The organism is Burkholderia sp. MSMB1826, assembly GCF_001526325.1.
Lineage (GTDB): Bacteria > Pseudomonadota > Gammaproteobacteria > Burkholderiales > Burkholderiaceae > Burkholderia.
This window is the reverse complement of sequence record NZ_LOYN01000003.1, coordinates 164,004-186,244: the sequence shown is the minus strand read 5'-3', so window position 1 is coordinate 186,244 and position 22,241 is coordinate 164,004. Positions and strand designations below refer to the sequence as shown.

The 22,241-nt window shown below is 70.5% G+C and carries 17 protein-coding genes and 1 pseudogene; 9 read left to right on the top strand and 9 right to left on the bottom strand.

The features are described 5' to 3' along the window. The 4 genes from WS95_RS00830 to WS95_RS00820 all read left to right on the top strand — a co-directional run. A partial coding sequence (locus tag WS95_RS00830) for an amidohydrolase family protein (protein ID WP_156444414.1) occupies positions 1–413 on the top strand: 413 nt, incomplete at its 5' end. A gap of 95 nt (positions 414–508) precedes the next feature. After that, positions 509–640, top strand: coding sequence for a hypothetical protein (locus tag WS95_RS35515; protein WP_257139528.1), 132 nt, complete (start codon positions 509–511; stop codon positions 638–640). 198 nt (positions 641–838) lie between these two features. Then, complete coding sequence (locus WS95_RS00825) at positions 839–1,792, top strand: VOC family protein (RefSeq protein WP_059821756.1); 954 nt, start codon at positions 839–841, stop codon at positions 1,790–1,792. A 14-nt stretch (positions 1,793–1,806) separates the two neighbouring features. Beyond that, entirely contained in the window at positions 1,807–3,273 is a 1,467-nt protein-coding gene (locus WS95_RS00820; protein ID WP_059821775.1) for an alginate export family protein, read from the top strand. A 23-nt stretch (positions 3,274–3,296) separates the two neighbouring features. On the opposite strand, the pseudogene WS95_RS32495 reads toward WS95_RS00820, so the two are convergent. Beyond that, positions 3,297–3,512, bottom strand: a pseudogene (locus tag WS95_RS32495) (LysR substrate-binding domain-containing protein); the annotation flags it as partial. Between the two features lie 147 nt (positions 3,513–3,659). Here WS95_RS32495 and WS95_RS00810 point away from each other — a divergent pair. Further along, the gene (locus WS95_RS00810) at positions 3,660–4,703 is read left to right on the top strand and encodes an MBL fold metallo-hydrolase (RefSeq protein ID WP_059821755.1); all 1,044 of its coding nucleotides are present in this window, start codon (positions 3,660–3,662) and stop codon (positions 4,701–4,703) included. Between the two features lie 24 nt (positions 4,704–4,727). On the opposite strand, the gene WS95_RS00805 is transcribed toward WS95_RS00810, so the two are convergent. Further along, positions 4,728–5,648 carry a helix-turn-helix domain-containing protein gene (locus WS95_RS00805; protein WP_059782363.1) on the bottom strand — a complete coding sequence of 307 codons (921 nt, stop codon included), beginning with the start codon at positions 5,646–5,648 and terminating at the stop codon, positions 4,728–4,730. Between the two features lie 400 nt (positions 5,649–6,048). Here WS95_RS00805 and WS95_RS00800 point away from each other — a divergent pair, with 400 nt between their 5' ends. The 3 genes from WS95_RS00800 to WS95_RS00790 all read left to right on the top strand — a co-directional run bounded on the left by WS95_RS00800 (position 6,049) and on the right by WS95_RS00790 (position 11,724). Next, complete coding sequence (locus WS95_RS00800) at positions 6,049–8,964, top strand: ATP-binding protein (protein ID WP_059821753.1); 2,916 nt, start codon at positions 6,049–6,051, stop codon at positions 8,962–8,964. A 144-nt stretch (positions 8,965–9,108) separates the two neighbouring features. Continuing rightward, complete coding sequence (locus tag WS95_RS00795) at positions 9,109–10,968, top strand: amidohydrolase (protein ID WP_059821752.1); 1,860 nt, start codon at positions 9,109–9,111, stop codon at positions 10,966–10,968. Positions 10,969–11,049: 81 nt separating this feature from the next. Further along, positions 11,050–11,724: a hypothetical protein gene (locus WS95_RS00790; RefSeq protein WP_059821749.1), complete on the top strand. Its 675-nt coding sequence runs from the start codon at positions 11,050–11,052 to the stop codon at positions 11,722–11,724. A 33-nt stretch (positions 11,725–11,757) separates the two neighbouring features. Here the strand turns inward: WS95_RS00790 and WS95_RS00785 are convergent, their stop codons facing one another. The 6 genes from WS95_RS00785 to WS95_RS00760 all read right to left on the bottom strand — a co-directional run bounded on the left by WS95_RS00785 (position 11,758) and on the right by WS95_RS00760 (position 19,496). Further along, complete coding sequence (locus tag WS95_RS00785) at positions 11,758–12,675, bottom strand: LysR family transcriptional regulator (RefSeq protein ID WP_034209350.1); 918 nt, start codon at positions 12,673–12,675, stop codon at positions 11,758–11,760. 103 nt (positions 12,676–12,778) lie between these two features. Next, positions 12,779–15,040 (bottom strand): xanthine dehydrogenase family protein molybdopterin-binding subunit, encoded by a 2,262-nt coding sequence (locus WS95_RS00780; protein ID WP_059821748.1) that lies wholly within the window; start codon positions 15,038–15,040, stop codon positions 12,779–12,781. Then, on the bottom strand, positions 15,040–15,540 hold the full coding sequence (locus WS95_RS00775) for a (2Fe-2S)-binding protein (RefSeq protein ID WP_059782372.1): 501 nt from the start codon (positions 15,538–15,540) through the stop codon (positions 15,040–15,042). The genes WS95_RS00780 and WS95_RS00775 overlap by 1 nt, the downstream gene beginning before the upstream one ends. After that, positions 15,537–16,796 (bottom strand): cytochrome c, encoded by a 1,260-nt coding sequence (locus tag WS95_RS00770; protein ID WP_059821747.1) that lies wholly within the window; start codon positions 16,794–16,796, stop codon positions 15,537–15,539. The genes WS95_RS00775 and WS95_RS00770 overlap by 4 nt, the downstream gene beginning before the upstream one ends. Positions 16,797–17,013: 217 nt before the next feature. Then, the gene (locus tag WS95_RS00765; protein WP_059821745.1) at positions 17,014–18,471 is read right to left on the bottom strand and encodes an efflux transporter outer membrane subunit; all 1,458 of its coding nucleotides are present in this window, start codon (positions 18,469–18,471) and stop codon (positions 17,014–17,016) included. After that, positions 18,468–19,496 carry an HlyD family secretion protein gene (locus WS95_RS00760; RefSeq protein ID WP_059821743.1) on the bottom strand — a complete coding sequence of 343 codons (1,029 nt, stop codon included), beginning with the start codon at positions 19,494–19,496 and terminating at the stop codon, positions 18,468–18,470. Before WS95_RS00760 ends, WS95_RS00765 begins: the two co-directional genes overlap by 4 nt. Positions 19,497–19,579: 83 nt before the next feature. Between WS95_RS00760 and WS95_RS00755 the strand changes: the two genes are divergently transcribed. Continuing rightward, positions 19,580–21,160, top strand: coding sequence for an MFS transporter (locus WS95_RS00755; protein WP_059821741.1), 1,581 nt, complete (start codon positions 19,580–19,582; stop codon positions 21,158–21,160). A 90-nt stretch (positions 21,161–21,250) separates the two neighbouring features. Here the strand turns inward: WS95_RS00755 and WS95_RS00750 are convergent, their stop codons facing one another. Further along, the gene (locus WS95_RS00750) at positions 21,251–22,231 is read right to left on the bottom strand and encodes an alpha/beta fold hydrolase (protein ID WP_034209344.1); all 981 of its coding nucleotides are present in this window, start codon (positions 22,229–22,231) and stop codon (positions 21,251–21,253) included. Positions 22,232–22,241: the final 10 nt, after the last annotated feature.

The following is a 22,241-nucleotide window of genomic DNA, read 5'->3' as shown; positions in this document are numbered from 1 at the left end:
TGGAAGGCAAGAAAGGACGCATCGCGGTGGGGCAGCTTGCCGACCTGATCGTCCCGGATCGCGATTTCTTCGCGTGTGCGGAAGACGATATCGCCGCCACGACCGCGTTGCTGACGGTGGTCGACGGAAAGATCGTGTGGGGGGCGGGGCCGTTCGCATCGCACGACGCGCCGATTCCGCCGGCGATGCCGGACTGGTCGCCGGTGCGCGAGTTTGGCGGTTACGGCGGCTGGGGCGCGACGCAGCGCAACGGCGCGCCGTTGCAGCGCGCGGCGGCCGCCGCGATGTGCGGCTGCGCGAACGCATGCACCGTCCACCAGCATGCGCACGCGAGCGCATGGGCAAGCGCGTTGCCGACGTCGGACGCGAAGGGCTTCTGGGGCGCGTTCGGCTGTTCGTGCTGGGCGGTCTGACATGACGATGCATACCACGTGCGACGCCGCGGCACGGGTCCACACGCGGGTGTCGCAGCCGTGGGTGCTGCCGGCGGGCCGCCGAGTTCTGGAACATGACACGCATCGCGCGCTTCATGGCCCTTGACGCATTTTTCGACCATCCGGGACCGATCGGCGGGCTCGTCCTCGTCACCGTGCCCGACGATGGACGAGACCCCGCTCGCAGCGGTCCCGCCATGCGCTGATGTTGAGACGACCGTGCCGAAGCGATGCGTCTGCTCCGTCTGCCGCCGCGCGCGTCCGCTTGCGGTGCACGCTGCCGCGCGCGATGCGCGTGTTTCCCGCCTGTCGTTCGGGCCGCCCGAGCGAGTAGCCCGCATCCCGCTGAATCCGAATCCGCGCGCGGCGCCAGGCCGCGCGCGTCACCATCAAGGAGAAAACCGATGAGTTTACTGAATCTGCGCAACCTGCTGCGCATGACCGCCGCGTCGTCGGCCGTGCTCGCCGCGCTGCTGGCCGGCGCGCCGGCGCTCGCCGACGAAACCCACCTCGACGACATCGCGTCGCCGGCCGCCGCGGCGCGCTTCCCCGCAGTCGCGGTCGGCCCGCAGTACGACACGACGCACGTGTGCGTCGCACCCGAAGACTTCGACCGCTTCACGGACAGCTTCGTCGCGACGTTCGGCGGCAAGAAGTCGAAGCAGGGCGTGTTCCAGGTCACGCCGACGCCGAGCCAGACGATGTCGCAGCTCGTGCTGACGCCGGTCGGCACGATCTCGGTGTTCGGCTTCAAGACGCCGATCCCGTATCCGTTCTGCGAGGAACGCACCGGCTATCTCGTCACCGACATGGACGTCGCGGTGAAGTCGGCGCGCGCGCATGGTGCGGACATCGTCGTGACGACGTTCCCCGATCCGATCGGCCGCGATGCGATCGTCCGCTGGCCGGGCGGCGTGAACATGCAGCTGTACTGGCACACGCAGGCGCCGAACTACGACCCGCTGCAGACGGTGCCGGAGAACCGCGTGTACGTATCGCCGGAAAGCGCGAGCAAGCTCGCACGCAACTTCGCCGCGTTCTCGCATGGCAAGATCGTGTCGGACGTGCGCCATGCGCCGGGCATCGAGATCGGCCGGCCGAACGATACCTACCGCCGCATTCGCATCGAATCGGGCTTCGGCAAGATGACCGTGCTCGCGACCGACGGCCACCTGCCGTACCCGTTCGGGCGCGAGATGACGGGCTATGAAGTCGCCGATCTCGCCGCGACGCTGAAGCAGGCCGAAGCCGCGGGCGTGACGGTGCTCGTGCCGCCGTTCAAGTCGGACGGCCGCGACGCGGCGCTCGTGCAGTTCCCGGGCGGCTACGTCGCCGAAATCCACGCGCGGTCGAAATGACGGTGCGCCGGCCGATGAAGCGATCGTGGCGCGGCGCGTTGCCGTGCGTCGTGCTGGCGGGCGGCGCCGCGTTGCACGCGGGGGCGGCCGTCGGCGCCGATGCCGACGCCAATGGAGCGGCGGCCGGCGCGGCCGCGTCGCCGGCCGCTGCCGCGGCGTCGTGCACCGCGAAACGTCCGACGGTGTCGTTCAACCGCTGGCAGGAGGACTGGTCGGCGCTCGCGAATCCGTGCGTGCCGCGCAAGCCGTTCGACGCGCTGAAATACATGCGGCTCGGCGACGACCCGTCGACCTACCTGTCGCTCGGCGCGAACCTGCGCGAGCGCTTCGAACTGAACGACGCGCCGCTGTTCGGCCTCGGCGCCGCGCACGACGACAACTACGTGATCCAGCGCGCGAACGTGCATGCGGACCTGCGCTATCGCGGGCATCTGCAGGCGTTCGTGCAGTTCGTCGATGCGCGGCCGTTCGGCAAGGACACGGTCGGCCCGGTCGACAAGGATCAGCTCGACCTCGAGCAGGCGTTCGTCGCGTACGTCGATCAACTGGGGCCCGGCACGTTCAAGACGCGGATCGGCCGGCAGGAGATGGCGTTCGACTTGCAGCGTTTCGTGTCGGTGCGCGACGGCCCGAACGTGCGGCAGGCATACGACGGACTGTGGACCGATTACGAAATCGGCAAATGGCGCTTGATCGGCTATGTGACGCGCCCGGTGCAGTATCGCAATGCGGCCGTGTTCGACGACGTGTCGAACCGGCACCTGCGATTCGACGGCGTGCGCGTCGAGCGCAACGGAACCGGGCCCGGCGATCTGTCCGCGTACTGGTCGCGCTATACGCGCGACAGCGCGCGCTATCCGGATGCATCCGGCACCGAGCGGCGCGACGTGTTCGACATGCGCTACGCGGGCAAGGCCGACGGGCTCGACTGGGACGTCGAGGCGATGCTGCAGACCGGCCACGTCGGGCAGGACACGGTCGGCGCATGGGCGTTCGGCGCGCTGGGCGGCTACACGTTCGCGAAGACGGCCGGCACGCCGCGCATCGGCATCCAGGTCGACGGCGCATCGGGCGACGCGCATCCGGGCGACCGGCGGGTCGGCACGTTCAACCCGCTGTTTCCGAACGGCTATTACTTCACGCTCGCCGGCTACACCGGATACAGCAACCTGATCCACGTGAAGCCGTCGCTGACGTTCAAGCCGGCCAGCTCGGTGACGGTGCTCACCGCCGTCGGCTTCCAGTGGCGGCAGACGACCGCCGACGCGATCTACGGGCAGGGGATGTCGGCGGTGCCGGGCACGGCCGGCAAGGGCGGCGCGTGGACCGGGATGTACGCGCAGGCGCGGGTCGACTGGCTCGTGAACGCGAACGTCGCGCTCGCGCTCGAAGCCGTGCACTTCCAGCTCGGCTCGTCGATTCGCGCGCTCGGCGCGCACAACGCCGACTATCTCGGGATGGAAGCGAAGTTCGGCTGGTGACGCGTCACGCCGCGCGGCGCGTGTCAGGGCTGTGCGCGGGCGAGCGATGCGACGAAATCGATGAACGCGGTCACGCGCTTCGAGCCGCGCCGGTTCGGCAGGTACAGCGCGGCGATCACCGCGCGTGCCGAGCCGGGCGTCACGTCGTACCGATCGAACAGCCGCTGCAGGCGGCCTGCTTCGATGTCCGCATCGACCAGCCGGTCGGGCAGCAGCGCGATGCCGGCGCCGTCGAGCGCGACTGCGCTCGCGCGCCGTGTCTTCAGGACAATTCAGGCGCCGCTCAGGATTTTCGCCGCGGCGCCCGATAAGCTGCGCGGCATCGCGTGTCGTGCGGGTCGTTCCGTTCATGGTCGGGCGCGCGCACGGTTCGTCGCGGAGATCGCATGAAGACCCTGTTCCGGCACGCGTGCGTTGCGCATGCGGCCCGTTTGCTGATCGTGGCCGGATGCGCGGGCCTGTCGACGCCGGCGGCGTTTGCGCAGGCCGGCGTGCAGTCCGACGCCCACGCCGACGCGCAACCCGAAGCGCAATCCACGCCGACCCCCGCCGCCGGCCCACAGCCTCCCGGCTTCTATCGGCAGAAGATCGGCGACTTCACGGTGATCGCGCTGTCCGACGGCACGCATCCGTTTCCGGTCGACACGGTGTTTCGCGACGTCTCGAAGGACGAGATCCGGCGCGACCTCGACCGCGCCTTCCTGGAGCCGCCCGTGCAGGGATCGATCAATGCGTTCCTGGTCGATACCGGATCGAAGCGGATCCTCGTCGATGCGGGCGCCGGCACGCTGTACGGCGACTGCTGCGGCAAGCTGCTCGACGATCTGCGCGCGGCCGGCTATGCCCCCGAACGGATCGACGAAGTACTGCTCACGCATCTGCACAAGGACCATGTCGGCGGCATTGCGTCGAACGGCGCGATGACGTTTCCCAATGCCGTCGTGCGAGTCAATGCCGTCGAGGCCGCGTATTGGCTCGATCCCGCCAACAAGGCGCAGGCGCCGGCGTTCCTCGCGTCGTTCTTCGATGCGGCCGCCGCGGCGGTCGCGCCTTACGTCGCGGCCGGCCGCTTCAGGACGTTTCGCGGCGAAGCGACGCTCGCGCCCGGCATTCGCGCGGTGCCGATGCCCGGCCATACGCCGGGCCACACGGCTTATCTGATCGAGAGCGGCCACGCGGGCCTGCTCGCGTGGGGCGACATCGTGCACGTGGCGGCGATCCAGTTGCGCGACGTCGACGCGACGGTCCAGTACGACAGCGATGCCGGCGCCGCCCGCCGCACGCGGCGGGCCACGCTGAAGCGCGTCGCCGATCGACGCTATCTCGTCGGTGCCGCGCATATCGCGTTTCCCGGGCTCGGGCACTTGCGCCGGGACGGCGCGCAATACGACTGGGTGCCGGTCAACTACGACGCGACGCCGGTGCGGTGACGGCCCGGCGTGCGTGCATGCCGGTCAGCGCGACCGGGCGCGCCGCCACGCGCCGGGCGGATGCCCGACGATCCGCGCGAATACCCGGTTCAGATGGCTCTGGTCGGCGAAGCCGCACGCGACCGCGATGTCGGCCAGCGTCATGTCGGACGTCTCGATCAGCTCGCGCGCGCGCGTCACGCGTTGCTCCAGCAGCCACTGGTGCGGCGTGCGGCCCGTGGTGCGCGAGAACGCGCGGATGAAATAGCCGCGCGACAGGTCGCATTCGTTCGCCACTTCCTCGATCGACACGCCGAGGTCCGCCTTTTCCATCAACAGCTCCTGGGCGCGCGCCACCTTCGCGGGGGACAGCACGCCCTTGCGCTCGAGCTCGTGCGTGCGCGCGTTGCCGTAGCGCCGCACGAGATGCGTGCCCATCGCGAGCCCGACCTGTTCGATGAACAGCGCGTTCAACGGGCCGGGCGCGTCGAGGCTGTCGGCTACCGCGTGCGCGAGATGGCCGAGTACCGGGTCGCGTACGTCGGGGCGGCACGCGAGGCCGCCGACCGGTTGGCCGCCGTGCTCGGGGCCGACGCGTTCGAGATACGCATGCGGCAGCTCGACCAGCACGAAGTCGAAGTTGCCGTACAGGTCCGCGTGGAAATGCCGGGAAAAATCGCGAATGTAGATCGAGTGATGCTGGAACCGGCGTTCGCTCGCGCCGGTGCGCCCATAGAGCGTGCGGCGGTGGCCGCCGCCCAGCGACACGCCGACCAGGAAGCCGCGGTCGCACGGCGGCATCTCGATGCGTTCGACGTGCGCTTCGCGCATGCATTTGCGGTGGAGCTTCAGGCCGCCGGACGTCGTTTCGACATCCTTGGCCAGCAGGCTCGACACGCAGCCGAGCGTATCTTTCGGCCGCCGCGGAGACGATGCCACCGGCGCGGCGATGACGGAGTCTGACATGGAATTCCCCAGCAAGGGACTCGGAGCGTGAAATGACGAGTCCAGTTTAGATGCGCACGCGAACGTTCAAAATGAATTTGCATAAACGTCCGCTGGCAATCGTTACAAATTGCTTTCAATGCGTGTGCGCGTCGCGTGCGCAGCCCGGCTCGACGCCTGCGCGGGCGGCCCGGCAGAGTATAGCGCCCCACTTTTACATGCAAGCGATCGTGCCGGTCGCGCCCGCCCGGCATCCGCGGACAGAGCGCATTTTCTTTCAAGATTTTCAGCGGCCACCCGTCTACACTCGGTCCGGAATTCGACATTTTCCGTCCGGCGCAAGGGTGCGCCGGACGCGGACTTCCCGCCGGGTGAACTGCCGCGTTCATCGGGCGGTCATCCCGAGGGACCGGAGGCGGCCATGATTCAGATCGGAACTTTGTCGGTGGATTTCGAGCAACGCGACATTCGCCGTCACGGCGCGTCGCTGCGCATCGGCGGGCGCGCGCTCGACATTCTCGAAGTCCTGCACCGCGCGAGCGGTTCGGTCGTGTCGAAGGACGACATCATGGACGCGGTCTGGCCGGGCCTGATCGTCGAGGAAAACCGGCTCCAGGTGCATGTGGCGACGCTGCGCAAGGCGCTCGGCGCGAGCCGCGATCTGATCAAGACGGTGCCCGGGCGCGGCTACCTGCTGGTGGCGAGCGCGTCGCCCGTCCCGGACCCCGTGTCGGCCGCCGAAGCGCCGGCCGTCGCCGTCCCGCCCGATGCCGCCGTGTCGTCGCCGATCGCGCCGCTCGTCGGGCGCGACGCCGAACTCGCGCAGATCGTCGACATGCTCGAATGCACGCCGGTCGTCACGCTCGTCGGCGCGGGCGGGATCGGCAAGACGAGTCTTGCCGTGCGCGTCGCGCACCGCGTGCGCAGCCGCTCGCGCGAGCGCGTGCTGTTCGTGGAGCTGGCGCGCGCGTCGACGCGCGACGACATGCTGATCGCGCTCGCCGCCGAGCTCGGCCTCGATACGCCGGGCGTGCCCGCCATCGACCGTATCGTCGACGCGTTCGCGACGTCGCGCTGCCTGCTCGTGCTCGACAACGCGGAGCACATCGTCGATCTGGTGGCGAGCCTCGTCGAAACGCTGACGTCGAGCGCCGGCTCGCTGCGCGTGCTCGTGACGAGTCGCGAGCCGCTGCACATCTCGGCCGAAGCGGTGCTGCGCATGAGCCCGCTCGCGGTGCCCGACGGCGACGCGTCCGCCGACGAAATCGTCCGCTGTTCGGCCGTCGAGCTGTTCCTGGAGCGCGTGCGCGCGGCCGCGCCGGATTGCACGGTCGACGAAGCCGGCATGCGGCTGATCGGCGACATCTGCCGGCGCCTCGACGGGCTGCCGCTTGCCATCGAACTGGCCGCGGCGCGCGTGGCGACGCTCGGGCTCGCGGTCGTCGCGTCGCGTCTCGACGACCGGCTGAACCTGCTGACGGGCGGGCTGCGCTCGGCGCTGCCGCGTCATCAGACGCTGCGCGCGACGTTCGACTGGAGCTACGTGCTGCTCGATCGAGCCGCGCGCGCGCTGTTTCGCCGGATGGGGTGCTTCATCGGACCGTTTTCGTTCGATGCCGCGTACGCGGTCGCCGCCGAGCCCGGCACGTCGGCCGCGGACATGATCGCGGTGCTCGGCGAGCTGGTGGCGAAATCGCTGGTGACCGTCGAGTTCCATGGTGCCTATGCGCGCTACCGGCTGACCGAATCGACGCGCGCGTACGCGGTCGAAAAACTGCACGACGAAGGCGAATTCGAGCGCATCGCCGCGCGCCATGCGGAGTATGAGCGCGAGCGCGCGCCCGTGCGGCTCGTGGCGCCCTTGATGCCCGTGACGTCCGCCGACGTGCCGCCTGCCGATGCGCCCGCGTTGGCCGTGGACGAGCCGGCGGACGCCGCCGAGGCTGCCGCAGCCGTGCCCGAGCCCGACCGGCTGGCGCGCGCGCTGCTGGAGCCGTCGCGGATGCGCGCGTGCACGGCGCGCGCGAGAGCGGTGCTCGACGCACTCGACACGGACGCGGCAGACCCGGTCGACGCCGCGCGCGAGATGCGGCTGCGGGCGGCCTGCGCGTCGGCGCTGCTGCATACCGACGGCGACGCGCTGGCCGCGGCCGCGATGTGGGATCGCACGCTCGGTCTCGCCGCGCACATCGGCGACGACGCGTTCGACGCACGCGCGCTGGTCGGGCTGTGGAACACGATGCTGACGCTGTCGGACATTCACGAATCGCTGCGCTATGCGACGCGCTTCGAGCGGGCGGCCGAGCGGCGCGGCGATCGGTCGCAGCGGTTGCTGGCCAACACGATGGTCGCGACGTCGCTGCATTACTTCGGCGAGCATGCGCAGGCGCGCGAGCGGCTGGAAGCGGCGACGGCCGAGCTCGCCGACGCAGGCGAATCGCCGTGCGCGCAGGCCGCGCTGGGCGTCGACATGGCGACGCTGGGCCGCACGATGCTGATCCGTCTTCTGTGGATGCAAGGCGAGCCCGAGCACGCGATGCGCGTCGCCGCGCAAGCGGTCGAGCATGGGCGCCGCAGCCCGTCGCCGCTCACGCTGTGCATCGTGCTCGGCGCGGCCGCCGTGCCGATCGCGCTGCGCTACGGCGATCACGACATCACCTCCGACTATCTCGCGACGCTGCGCGCGACCGCCGACGCGCACGGTTTCGACATCTGGCGCAGTCACGCGGAATGCCTGACCGGCCAGTTCGACATCCAGGCCGGCCATCCCGGCGCCGGCCTCGCCCGGCTCGAACCCGCGCTGCGGCGCATCGAGGCGAGCGGATTCCGGCGCGTGCTCGCGCCATTGACCGTCGCGTATGCGGAGGGCCTCGTGCGGACCGGCCGCGCGGATGAGGCGCGCCTCCGGCTCGATGCGACGCTCGCGCGCTGCCGCGCGCACGGCGAGCACCTGTTCGTCCCCGAGCTGCTGCGCGTGCGGGGCGTCGCGATGCTCGAGCAGGCGCGTACCGTCGGCGCGAATCTCGCGGTGGCGTACGAGGCCGACGGGCATCGTCATCTGCAGATGGCGATCCAGACCGCGAACGCGCAGGGCGCCGCGATGTGGGCGCTGCGCGGCTCGCTCGATCTCGCCGATCATCTGATCGAGCGCGGGCACACCGCGCAGGCGTCGGCGCTGGTCGCCGGGGTCGCGCGGCACTTCGATCCGCATTCGCGCGCACACGACGTGCGCCGCTTGCTGCGCGTGCAGAACTTCGTCCGTCAGGATGCGCCGCCCGCGCCATGCCTGACCCGCGCGCGGCGCGATGCCGCCGACGCGGCCCAGCAGGCGGCATGACGATGCGCGAATCCGGTGCAACCGCGCGGTCGCGTGATCGCAGCCTGCGTGCCGACGTGCGCGGTGCGGCCGCGTTCCCGGCCGCGGCGAGAAGCAGGGCGTGCCGCGCGGCGTCGCGTGCCGGCGCGCACGGGAGGCCCGACGGTGCTTAGAGCGACGGAACCCGCGCGTTCGGCGGACCTCGTCGTCTTCAACGGCAAGATCGCGACCCAGGACGAACAGCGTTCGTTCGTCCGCGCGCTCGCCGTGAAGGACGGGGCCATCGTCGCGACCGGCGACGATCGCGACGTGCTGCGCCATGCGCACGACGGCACGACCCGGATCGATCTGCACGGCCGTACCGTGATTCCGGGCCTGATCGACGCGCATCTGCAGGCGATTCGCGGCGGCATGAACTTCAACCTCGAGGTGCGCTGGGACGGCGTGTCGTCGCTGGCCGACGCGCTCGACCTGCTGAGCCGGCAGGTACGACGCACACCCGCGCCGCAATGGGCGCGCGTGGCGGGCGGCTGGACCGCACTGCAGTTCGCGGAGAAGCGCGGCCCGACCGCGGCCGAGCTCAATGCGATCGCGCCCGACACGCCGGTATTCATCCAGCATCTGGGCGACTGCGCGTGGCTGAATGCGGCCGCGCTGCGCGCGCTCGGCTACGGACGCGACACGCCCGATCCGCCCGGCGGCGAACTGCGGCGCGACCGCCATGGGCGGCCGACCGGGTTGCTGCTCGCGCATGCGGACCCGGCGGTGCTGTTCGCGGCGCTCGCTCGCGCACCCACGCTCGATGCGGCCGACCGGGTCAACTCGACGCGGCAGTTCATGCGCGCGCTGAACCGCGTCGGCGTGACGAGCGCGATCGACGCCGGCGGCGACGGCCTCGCGTACCCGGACGACTATGCGGCGGTCGCGACGCTCGCGCGGCGCGGCGAATTGACGACACGCATCGCCTATGCGTTGGGCGCGCGGCATGCCGGCCGGGAACTCGACGACTTCGCGAAATGGATCGCGCTGACGGCGCCCGGCGACGGCGACGCGTTCCTGCGTGCGAACGGCGCGGGCGAGCGGCTGCTGTTCTCGGCGGTCGATCTCGGGAATTTTCTCGAGCCGCGCGTCGACCTGCCCGCGTCGATCGAGATGGAACTGGCGGCCGTCGTCCGGCTGCTCGTGCACCACCGCTGGCCGTTCCGGCTGCATGCGACCTACGACGAATCGATCGGCCGCTTCCTCGACGTGTTCGAAGCGGTGGATCGCGACACGCCGTTCGACGGGCTGCGCTGGTGCTTCGATCGCTGCGAGACGATTTCGGACGCCAATATCGCGCGGGTCGCGGCGCTCGGCGGCGGCATCACCGTGCAGCCGCGCATGGCGTTCCTGGGCGAAGCGTTCATCGCGCGCCACGGTGCGGCGGCGGCCACGCGCGCGCCGCCGATCCGCGCGATGCTCGCGGCCGGGCTGCCGGTCGGCGCCGGCTCGGGCGCGACGGTCGCGGCGAGCTACAACCCGTTCGTCGCGCTGTACTGGATGGTGTCGGGGCGCTCCGTCGGCGGCACCGCGCTGTATCCGGCGCGCAACCGGCTCGGCCGGATGGAGGCGCTGCGCCGCTACACGGTCGGCAGCGCGTGGTTCTCCGCCGACGAGCATCGCAAGGGCGCGCTGGTGCCCGGCCGGTACGCCGACTTCGCGGTGCTGAGCGACGACTACTTCACGATCGACGCGCGGCGTATCCCGGCGTTGTCGTCGGTGCTGACGGTCGTCGACGGCAAGGTCGTGCACGCGGAGCAGGAATTTTCGCCGCTCGCGCCGCCGCCGCCGCCCGTCAGCCCCGCATGGTCGCCGGTCGCCGCAGGCGGCGTCGCCGATGCGGCGGGCGACGCGTGCGCGGATGCCGGCATCGACGCGTGCCGGGCGCACGGTCACGGACGCCGCTTCGCGCGGCCGCGCTATCCGACGGCAAGTGCGGCCGCCGAACGCTGCGAAGCCTTCGGCCGCCGCTGCGTCGCGTTTTGAGCGGCGCGTGCCGGTGCGCGCCGCACGCCGCCGTGCATTGAACGATTTTCCGCCCCGGGCACGGGGCATGAAGGAGACAGGATGAATGCTGCGCACCCGCGCGCATCGGCCACCGGCGACGAAGTGGCCGGCGTTCGCATTCCGCGCACGCCCGTTGCGGTCGAGGCAGCCGACGCGGCCCGCGCGTCGTTGCCCGCCGCGCTCGTCGATCACGCGGCGCGCGTGTTCGTGTTCGCGTCGCTCGCCGCGCGGCGTGCCGGCGACGCGTGCGACGCCGACGCACTGTACGTCGCCGCGATGTACGCGAACATGGGGCTGAGCCCCGCGTACGGCCGTTCGACCGGACGCTACGAGCTCGACGGCGCGGACGCCGCGCACGCGCTGCTGTTGCGGCATCGCCGGTCGCGGCGCATGCGCGACGACGTGTGGCAAGCGATCGCGCTGCATACGACGCCGGGCGTGGCCGTCCGCGCGTCGCCGCTCGCGCGTGCGTTGGCGTGCGCGGTGTCGACGGACCTGATGGCGACCGACTTCGACGCCTATACGCCGGACGAGCGCACGGCGCTGCTCGCGACTTACCCGCGCGGCAGCGGCTTTTGCGAAGCGTATCTCGACCTGGTCGCGCGCGGCGTCGAGCACCGGCCGCAGACGACCTTCGGCACGTGGAGCGCCGACGTGCTCGAACGCGCGGATCCGGATTTCCATCGGCCGAATTTCTGCGGGCGCGTGCTGGGCGCGCGGTGGAACGACACCTGACCGCGCCGGTCCGGCGTGCCGCGCCGTGCGGGTTCAGCCGCGTTTGCCCTGCAGCGTCGGAATCTGCTCGAACAGGCCCGCGAGCCAGTCGACGAACACCTTCAGCTTGACCGGGATGTGGCGATTGGGCGGATACAGCACCGAGATCGGCTTGGGCGGCGCGTTGAAATCGGTCAGGACTTCGCGCAACCGGCCCGACTTCAGGTAAGGCTCGACGAGGTACAGCGACGTCTTGATCAGGCCGATGCCGGCGACGCCGCACTCGATGTAGTTGTCCGCGTCGTTCACGGCCACCGTGCCGCACATCTGCACGATGCGCGGCTCGCCGTCGACCACGTAATCCCACACGCGCGGCCGCCCGGTGTCGGCCGAGATGTGACTGACCGCCACGTGCTGCGCGAGATCGTCGACGGTCTCGGGCTCGCCGCATCGCGCGAAATACGCGGGCGACCCGCAGGTGCAGGTGGTCAGGCTGCCGATGCGCCGCGCGATCATCCCCGAATCGTCGAGCGCGCCGATGCGCACCACGCAGTCGACCCCTTCGCCGACGAGGTCGATCTGCCGGTCGGTCACGCCGAGTTCGATCATGATGCCCGGATGGGCGTCGAGAAACGCCGGCAGCGCGGGCACCACGACCTGCTTGGCCATCGCGGGCGGCAGGTTCACCTTCAGCCGGCCGCGCGGCACGTTGCGCGCCTGCGAGACCGACGCCTCCATGTCGTCGATCTCGCGCAGCACCGCGACGGAGCGTTCGTAGTAAGCCTGACCGTCCTCGGTCAGCGAGATGCGGCGTGTGGTGCGGTTCAGCAGCCGGCAGCCGAGATGCTGCTCGAGTGCGCTCAGCAGCGCGGACACGCGCGGCGTGGTGAGGCCGGTCGTGTCGGACGCACGCGTGAAGCTGCCGGTTTCGACGATGCGCGTGAACACGCGCATCGAAAGCAAGGTATCCATCGTCGGAAGTTCTCCAGCCTGTCGGCATGCGGCGCCGGTGCGTGCCGGCGCCGTCCGGTCGGGTATCGGTTATCGGGATCGCGCAGCGGGTGCGGCGAAACCGCTATGCGTCGATGCGCTTTCTCAGTGCGTCGCCGGCGAACGGCATTTCGCGCATGCGCTGGCCGGTCGCGTCGAAGATCGCGTTGGAGAGCGCGCCGGCGGTCGGCCCCATCGACGCCTCGGCTGCCCCGAGAAACGGCGCGCCGGGGCGATTGATCAGATGGACCGTCACGTTCCGCGGCACGGCCGAGAAGCGCAGGATCGGGTAGCTGCTCCAGTCGAAGCTGCGGATCCGCTCGGTGTCGTACTGCAGTGCCTCGTACAGCGTCCAGCTCGCGGCCTGCACGATGCCGCCCTCGATCTGGTTGCGGATCCCGTCCGGCGACACGATCTGGCCCGCGTCGACGGCGGCTTCCGCGTGTTCGAGCGTCACCTGGCCGGTTTCCGGCACGACCGACACCTCGACCGCGATCGCGACGTAGGCCATCAGGTTCTTGTACTTGCCGAACGCGAAGCCGACGCCGCGGTTGCGTGCGCGCGGCGGTCTCGGCCAGCCGAAGTGCTTCGCGGCGAGCCGGATCACCTGGCTCGCGCGATGGTCTGCCATGTGACGCAGCCGGAATTCGACCGGATCGACGCCGGCCGCGTGCGCGAGTTCGTCCATGAAGCTTTCGATCGCCCAGATGTTCGTGTGCGCGCCGAGCGAGCGCATCGCGGACGTCTGCAGCGGCATCGTCGGCGAGAAGTGGTTGACGATGTGCTGGTTCGGCAGCGCATACAGCGGAATCGCGTTGCGGTCGGCGCCGCCCTCGGGCTGCAGCATCGGCGTGGACGGCGCGGGCACGAACGGCGGCTCCAGCATGCGCGCGGGCAGCAGCCGGCCGGCGTTGACGATCCGCTCGTTGTGCGAGCTGCTCCACAGCGCGTAGTTCCAGTCGACGATGCGGCCGCTCGCATCGAGCGATGCGCTGACCTCGGTCACCATCGCCGGCGTGAAGTGATCCCACGTGTGTTCCTGTTCGCGCATCCATTGCACGCGGATCGGTTTGCCGGGCATCGCGGCGGCGATCAGCGCGGCATGCGCGGCCGCGTCGTCCGCCCCGTTGTGTCCGTAACAGCCCGACCCTTCGGTGTGAATGCAGCGGATGCTCGCCTTCGGCATCGACAGCATCTCCGCGAGCGCGTCGCGCAGCGGGTAGACGCCCTGCGAGTGGGTCCAGACCGTCATCGTCCCGTTCTCGAGATGCGCGACCGAACACGATGGCCCGATCGACCCGTGCAGCAGGTAGTTCTTCAGGAACGTCGCGTTCAGCGTCTTCACGGACGGCGCGGCGGCCGCGTGCGTGTTCGCGATCTCGATGCGCTGCGTCGCGATCCGCTTCAGATCCGCGTGCACGGTGCCGCGCTCGGGCAGCTTGCGGCCCGGCGACCACCGGCAGCCGGCGGCGAGCGCGCGCTGCGCGACCACCGCCTGCCATTCGCCCTGCGCGACCACCGCGAGCATGCTGCCGTTGCGCACGATCCGCACGACGCCCGGCAGCTTCAGGATCGCGGCTTCGTCGAACGACAGCAGCTTCGCGTCGTACACCGGCGGCATCACGACGCGCGCGTGCAGCATGCCGGGCAACTGCATGTCCTGCACGTAGCTGACGCCGCCCGTGACCTTGTTCGGGATGTCGACGCGCGGCAGCGACGTGCCGATCACGGCGAACGTCGCCGGGTTCTTCAGCGGCGACGTGGGCGCGGCATTGCGGTGCAGGTCGACGGTGCGGATCGCGTCGCCGTAGGTCATCGTGCGGCCGTCCGGCGCCTTGATCACCGCGTCGGCGGTCGTCAACGTGCGCGGATCGACGCCGAAGCGTTTCGCCGCGCCTTCCACCAGCAGCGCGCGCACCTGCGCGGCCGCGTTCAGCAGCGCGGAGCCGCTGTCGGCCATCGTATGGCTGCCGGCGGTCAAGCCTTCGTCGGGCGACGCGCCGGTGTCGGCGGTCAGGAACGTGATCAGCGACGGCTTCATGTCGAGTTCCTCGGCGGCCACCTGCAGCAGCGCGGTGCGCACGCCGGTGCCGAGCTCGACCTTGCCGGTGAACACGGTGACCTTGCCGTCGGGCGCGATCCTGATCCACGCGTCGAGCAGCGGATTGGTCTTCAGGCTGCCGGAGAGCGCCTGGGTGGCTTTCGCCACATGCACGGCCGCACCTTCGTCGGCGATCACCAGTTGCGCCGCCGCACGCGAGGCAGGCGCGAGACTGAACGCGACGAACAGCGCCCCGGAGACGATGAAGTGCCGGCGGCCTTCGTCGATGTCGTCGTGGGAATTCATCACAGCCCCTTGCTGATCGTGACGGGAGCGGAGGCGGGTTCGGGCGCCGGCAGCCCCGCGGCCGAGCGCACCGCCGCGAGAATCCGCATGTGCGTGCCGCAGCGGCACAGGTTCGGTTCCATGTGCGTGCGCAGTTCCTGCTCGCTCGGCTTCGGATTGCGTTCGAGCAGCGCCTGCGCGCGCATGATCATTCCGGCGATGCAGTAACCGCACTGCGCGGCCTGGTGCTCGATGAACGCGCGTTGCAGCGGGCCGGGATGCTCGGCGGTGCCGAGGCTCTCGATGGTGCGCACGCTGCGCGCGCCGAGCGCGGCCACCGGCATCAGGCACGAGAAGGTCGGCTTGCCGTCGACGATCACGGTGCAGGCGCCGCATTGTCCGAGGCCGCAGCCGAACTTCGCGCCGTGCAGGTGCAGGTCGTTGCGCAGCGCGTACAGCAGCGGCGTGGACGGATCGATGTCCAGCGTGTGCCGCACGCCGTTGACGGTGAGGGTGATCATCGTGCGGTGTCCTCTTTTCTGAGCTTCGCGGCCAGCGCGTCGACGCCCGACCAGGCGGGACGATCGGTATAGGTCTCGCGCACGTATGCGGCGAGATCGGCGATCTGCGCGTCGTCGTACTGGTCGATGAACGACGGCATGTAGTTCAGCGTGTCCGCGCCGTGCCAGTCGATGCCGTTGAACATCATCTGGATCGCGTTGCGCGGCGTATCGGCGTTGACCGCCGTGCTGAACGCGAGCGTCGGCCGCTCGCCGATCGACTGCATCGGCGCGGCCGGCCCGTGGCACTGCGCGCACGACGCCTGGAACAGCGCCGCGCCGCGCTCGACCGGATTCGCGGCCGCGGCGGCACGCGCGCCCGCCGGCTTCTGGATCGACAGGATGTACGCGGCGATCGCCTCGACGTCCTCCACCGGCACCGTCGCGAGGTCGCGCGTGACGGGCAGCATCGGCCCGGCCGCCGCGCCGTGCTCGCTCGCGCGGCCGGTGCGCAGGTAGGCGACGAGCTGCGCCTGCGTCCACGGGCGGGCCGCATGGCCCAGCGTATTGAGCGGCGGCGCTTCCCAGCCGTCGACGATGCCGCCGTCGAACGCGCGGCCGCGCTGCTCGCCACCGATCGCGTTCAGCGGCGAATGGCACGACGCGCAGTGGCCGAGCCCGTCGACGAGCATCCGGCCGCGGTTCCATTGCTCGGACTGTGCGGGGTCCGGTCGATGCGCGCCTTCGCGCAGGAACAGCACGTTCCAGAACGCGACCAGCGGCCGGAAGTTCAGCGGGAATATCAGGTCGTTGGCGGGCGCCGTCGCGTGTACCGGCTCGCGCGTCATCAGGTACGCGTACGCGGCGGCGATGTCGTCGTCCGACATCCGCGTGAAATGAATGTACGGAAACGCCGGGTAAAGCGGCTGGCCGTTGCGTCCGATGCCGGTGCGCAGCGCGCGGGCGAATGCGTCGCGCGACCAGCGGCCGATCCCCGTTTCGGCGTCCGGTGTGATGTTGGTCGCGTAGATCGTGCCGAACGGCGTCGCGAGCGGCAGCCCGCCCGCGAACGGCTTGCCGTCCTTCGCGGTGTGGCACACGACGCAGTCGCCGAGCGCGACGACGCGCGCGCCGGCACGTACCAACTGCGGATCGAACGAAGCAGGGGCGGGCGGATCGATCGGCGCGATCGACGGCCGCACCATGATGCCGATCGCGACCGCGACGCCCACGATCGCGATGCCGGCCGCGCCGAACCAGAGTCGTTTGTGCATCATGTGCGCTCCAGGCGACGCGGTGCGCCGCAAGCGATGCGATGCGCGGCAACGCCGGACGATGCGGGCCGGGCGTGCGCGGCCGTCCGATGCGGCCGCGACCGTCTTGCCGCGCGGCGGTGATTGGCGACGGGGATCATGTTGTCACTCCAGGTCGATAACGGGCGCAAGCGCCGTCCTGCGCGGCAGCTCATGAACGCAGTCTACGCAGAGGCCGCGATCATTGCCTGAAGCGACGCTGAAACGTTCTGAAAGGTGTCCGGCCCTCGACCGGCCCGGTTCGGCCGCGGGGCGCCGGCGGCGTCCACCCGCCGCCCAGCGCACGCACGAGGCTCACCGTCGCGACGGCCAGCGCCTGCCGGCTGTGAATCAGCTGGCGCCGCGCGTTCAGCGCATCGCGATCGGCGTCGATCACTTCCAGGTAGCTGACGTAACCGTGCGCGTAACGGCTCAGCGACAGCCGCGCCGCGGCGTCGGTCGCGTGCGCCGCGTGGTCGTAGCGCGCGATCCGCTCCTTTTGCGCGGCGATGTCGTTGAGCGCATCCTGCACGTCGCGCAGTGCGCCGATCGCGGTCGCGCGATAGTTTGCGTCGGCGATCTCGGTGCCGGCCCGCGCGGCGGCCACCGCGGCGTCGCGCTTGCCGCCGTCGAACAGCGTCAGCGCGACGTTCGCGCCGAGACCCCACAGCGAGCTGTTGCGGTCGAGAAACGACCGCAGGTCGCGGGTGGCGAAACCGCCGTCGGCGGTCAGCGTCAGCGTCGGCAGCCAGGCGGTGCGCGCGATGCCCAGTTCGAGCGATGCGGCGTCGGCGCGCCGTGCCGCCGCGAATACGTCCGGGCGTTGCGCGAGCAGCGCGGACGGCAGCCCGGCCGGCACATCCGGCACCTGCACGGGCACGGCGCCCGTGTCGACGTCGAACGCGGTCGGCGACACGCCGGTCAGCACCGCGATCGCGTCGACGAGGTTCTCGCGCAGCCGGCGGCTCTCCGCGAGATCGGCCTGCGCGGTATCGAGATCGGCCGACGCGCGCAGCCCGTCGAGATCGCTCGCCGCGCCGGCCCGCACGCGTGCGGCGATCACGTCGAGCGCGGTACGCCGCAGCCCGATCGCGCGCGTGAGGGTCACGAGATCGTCGTCGACGTAGCGCAGCGTCAGGTAATCGACGGCCACGTCGGTTGCGATCCGCAGACGCATCGCGTCGCGGTCGGCCGCCGCCTGCAGCACGTTCTGTTCGCCGACGTCGGCGTCGCCGCGCAAGCGCCCCCATAGATCGACTTCATAGCTCGCGGCCACCGGAACCGACCAGTTGTGCATCGTGCGCTTCGGCAGCGCGTTGTCGACCGTGCCGGAGACGCGCGTGCGGCTGAACGACGGATCGACGCGCACGGTCGGCGCCAGCGCGGCATCGCGCACGCCGAGCAGCGCTTGCGCCTGGTCGACCCGCGCGGCCGCCGCGCGCAGATCGAGGTTGTGCGCGAGCGCGGCGTCGACGAGGCGGCCGAGCTGCAGGTCGCCGAACCAGGCCGGCCATGCCGTGAGCGACGGCGTACGCGCATCGGTCGACGGATCGGCATGACGGAACCGGTCGGATCCGACCGGGACGGGCGCGAGCGGCTGCGGCGCGATCGAGCATGCGGCCAGCAGGCTCGCGGCGAGCACGGCGAAGGCGCGCTTCATCGCGCTGCGCCGCCGGCTTGCAGCGTGACGACGACCGACAGCCCGGGGCGGATGCGAGGCTCCGTCGCGGTCGGGCCGTCGAGCAGGATCTTCACGGGGACGCGCTGCGTGACCTTCGTGAAATTGCCGGTCGCGTTGTCGGGCGGCAGCAGCGCGAACTGCGCGCCCGTCGCGGGCGACAGGCTGTCGATGCGGCCGGTGAACGCGCGCTGCGGCAGCGCATCGAAGCGCAATTGAACGACGTCGCCGGCGCGCACGTGCCGCAGTTGCGTCTCGCGGAAATTGGCGACGATCCACGGATGCGGCTCGACCAGCGTGAGCAGCGCCTGGCCGGGCGCGACATGTTCGCCGGTCTCGACGGTCTTCTTGCCGACGTAGCCGTCCGACGGCGCGACGACCGCCGTGTAGCCGAGTTGCAGCAGCGCGTCGTGCAATTCGGCATCGTTCTGGCTCGACGCGGCGTCGGCGGCCCGGGCGGCGGCGATCGCGCTGCGCCGTTGCGCGTCGGCCGCCGCGACGCGTGCGCGGGCGGACTTGCGGGCGGCATCGGCCGCATCGAACTCCTGCTTCGACAGGCCGCGCGGCGTCTCGCGGGTCAGTTCGCGTGCACGCGCGTAATCGAGTTCGGCCTTTTCGGCATCGGCGTGCGCCGACACGAGCGCCGCGTCCGCCTGCTCGATCTGTGCGCGGGCGCGTGTCGCGTCGGCATGCGCCTGCGCGACACGTGCGCGCTGCGCCGCGACGCGCACGTCGAAGTCGCGCCGGTCGATCTGCACGAGGGCGTCGCCCGCGTGCACGAACTGGTTGTCGTCGACGAGCACGCGCTCGACCGTGCCTGCGACGCGCGGCGAGATCACGTGCAGGTGGCCGGTCACGTAGGCGTCGTCGGTGCCGCGATCGCGTGCGTCGAACGCGTACACGAGCAGCGCGACGAGCAGCAGCGCGATCGCGGCGATCGCGACGATGGCCGGCTTGCGGGAACGCACGGGCACGGCGGGCGACGGCGCGGGGGTGGGTGGGGTCATGATCGGCAAACTCCATCGTACGGGCAGGATTCGACGCACCGCGTTATGCTTGCGCCAGCTTGACAGGCGGGAGCCGCTCGACGATGAACACGACGTTCGCCACCGGCAGTGCCGTGCCGGCGCCGGCCGCAGGCCCGGCTTCCGACATCCCGACGTTTCGGTCGATCGCCGCGATCGCGGCCGTGCTGCTCGGCGCGATCGTCGCGACGCTGACGTCGCGCATCACGTCGCTCGGGCTGGCCGACGTGCGCGGCGCGCTCGGCGTCGGTGTCGACGAAGGCGCGTGGATCAACACCGCGTTTACCGCGTCGCAGATGTTCGTCGGGCCGCTCGCGATCGCGGCGGCCTTCATGTTCGGCACGCGCCGCGTGCTGGTGGCGGGCGCCGTGGTGTTTCTCGGTGCGGAAAGCGTGCTGCCGCTCTGCACGCAATTCGGCGCGTTCATCGTGTGCCAGGCGATCGCGGGGCTCGCCTCCGGCGTGTTCGTGCCGTTGACGGTCGGCTTCGTCGTGCGCACGCTGCCGCCGCGGCTGATTCCGTTCGGCATCGCCGCGTATGCGATGAATCTGGAGATGTCGCTGAACCTGTCGGCCACGCTCGAAGGCTGGTACAGCGAACACCTGAGCTGGCGCTGGCTGTTCTGGCAGAACGCGGTGCTGACCGTGCCGTTCATCGCGAGCCTGATGCTGTCGCTCGCCGACGAGCCGGTCAAGCGCTTCGCGTCCGGAATCGACGCGCGCGGGATGCTGCTCGGCGCGGGCGGGTTCGCGTGCCTGTGCATCGCGCTCGACCAGGGCGAGCGGCTGTTCTGGCTGCAGTCGCCGCTGATCGTCGCGTTGCTGGCCGCCGGCATCCTGATGATCGCCGCGTTCCTGATCCACGAACTCGCGTCGCCGCGCGCGGGCCTCGATCTCGGCTACCTCGTGCGGCCCAACGTCGCGCTGCTGATCGTGCTCGTCGGCCTCGTGCGCTTCACCGTGCTCAACACGAGCTTCATCCCGTCGCTGTTTCTCGCCAGCACGTACGGCCTTCGGCCGTTGCAGATCGGCGATACGCTGCGCTGGATCGCGATGCCGCAACTGCTGTTCGCGCCGTGCGTCGCGTTGCTGCTGCAGCGTGTCGACCCGCGCCGGCTGATCGTCGCCGGCTTCGCGATGGTGGCGATCGCGTTCGCGCTCGGGGCGCGGCTCACGCCGGTGTGGGCCGAGCCCGACTTCATCCCGTCGCAGTTGCTGCAGGCGCTCGGTCAGACGATGGCGCTCACGTCGGTCATATTCTTCTTCGGCAAGCACGTGACGGCCGAGCATGCGTTGACGTTCGGCGCGGTCGTGCAGACGACGCGCCTGCTGAGCGGACAGCTCGGCACGACGTCGATCGCGGTGATTCAGCGCATCAGGGAAGCTACCCATTCGAATCTCGTCGGTCTGCATGTGTCGCTGTCGGATCCAGAAACGCTCGAACGGCTGAGGGCGGGTGCGGCGTCGCTGGTTGCGCATGGCGCCACGTTCGCGACGGGCAACCAGGCGGCCTATGCGCTCGTCGATCGCGCGGTGCGCGTGCAGGCGACCACGCTCGCGCTGGCCGACAACTACCGCGTGGCGATGGCGTTCGCGCTCGCCGGCGCGCTGCTCGGCATCCTGCTGCGCCCGGTGCGGGCGTCGTAAGCGCCGTATCGAGCGGCTGAAATAATCTGAAAAGTCCTGAACCGCGGTTCTGCCGCGGCGGCATGCGCGCCGCCGCGGCAGACGGCGCGCTTACGCCTGCAGGAACGCGAGCAGTTCGGCGTTGATGCGATCGGCGTTCACGACGCACATCCCGTGCGAGCCGCCCTCGATCACCTTCAGCACCGCATGCTTCACGATCTTCGACGACAGCCGGGCCGAATCGTCGATCGGCACGATCTGGTCGTCGTCGCCGTGCAGCACGAGCGTCGGCACGTCGATCTTCTTCAGGTCGTCGGTGTAGTCGACTTCGGAGAATTCCTTCACGCACAGGTACTGACCGTGAATGCCGCCCATCATCCCCTGCGACCAGAAGGCGTCGATCGTGCCCTGCGACGGCTTCGCGTTCGGGCGATTGAAGCCGAAGAACGGCACGGCGAGATCCTTGTAGAACTGCGAACGGTTCTCCGCGACGTTCTTGCGGATGCCGTCGAATACGTCCATCGGCAAGCCGCCCGGATTGGTCGGCGACTTCACCATCTGCGGCGGCACCGCGCCGATCAGCACGGCCTTCGACACGCGCTTCGTGCCGTGGCGGCCGATGTAGCGCGCGACTTCGCCGCCGCCGGTGGAGTGGCCGACGAGGGTCGCGTCGCGCACGTCGAGCGCGTCGAGCAGCGCGGCGAGATCGTCCGCGTATGTGTTCATGTCGTTGCCGTGCGACGGCTGGCTCGACCGGCCGTGGCCGCGACGGTCGTGCGCGATCACGCGATAGCCGTGCTGCACGAGGAACAGCATCTGCGCATCCCACGCGTCCGCGCACAGCGGCCAGCCGTGCGAGAACACGACCGGTCGGCCGCTGCCCCAGTCCTTGAAGTAGATCTGCGTGCCGTCCTTGGTGGTGATCGTGTTCATCGTGTGCGCTCCTGGGTGGGCTGAAGAGGTGCTGCGGGAAGGCGTGCCGGCTGCGGCCGCCATCGCGGGCAGGGCGGCTGCGGCGACGGCCGTCGCGCCGGCGAGCAGCATGTCGCGGCGGCGGGCCGACGCGACGGCATCGGTCTGTTCGGAATGCATCTGGACTCCT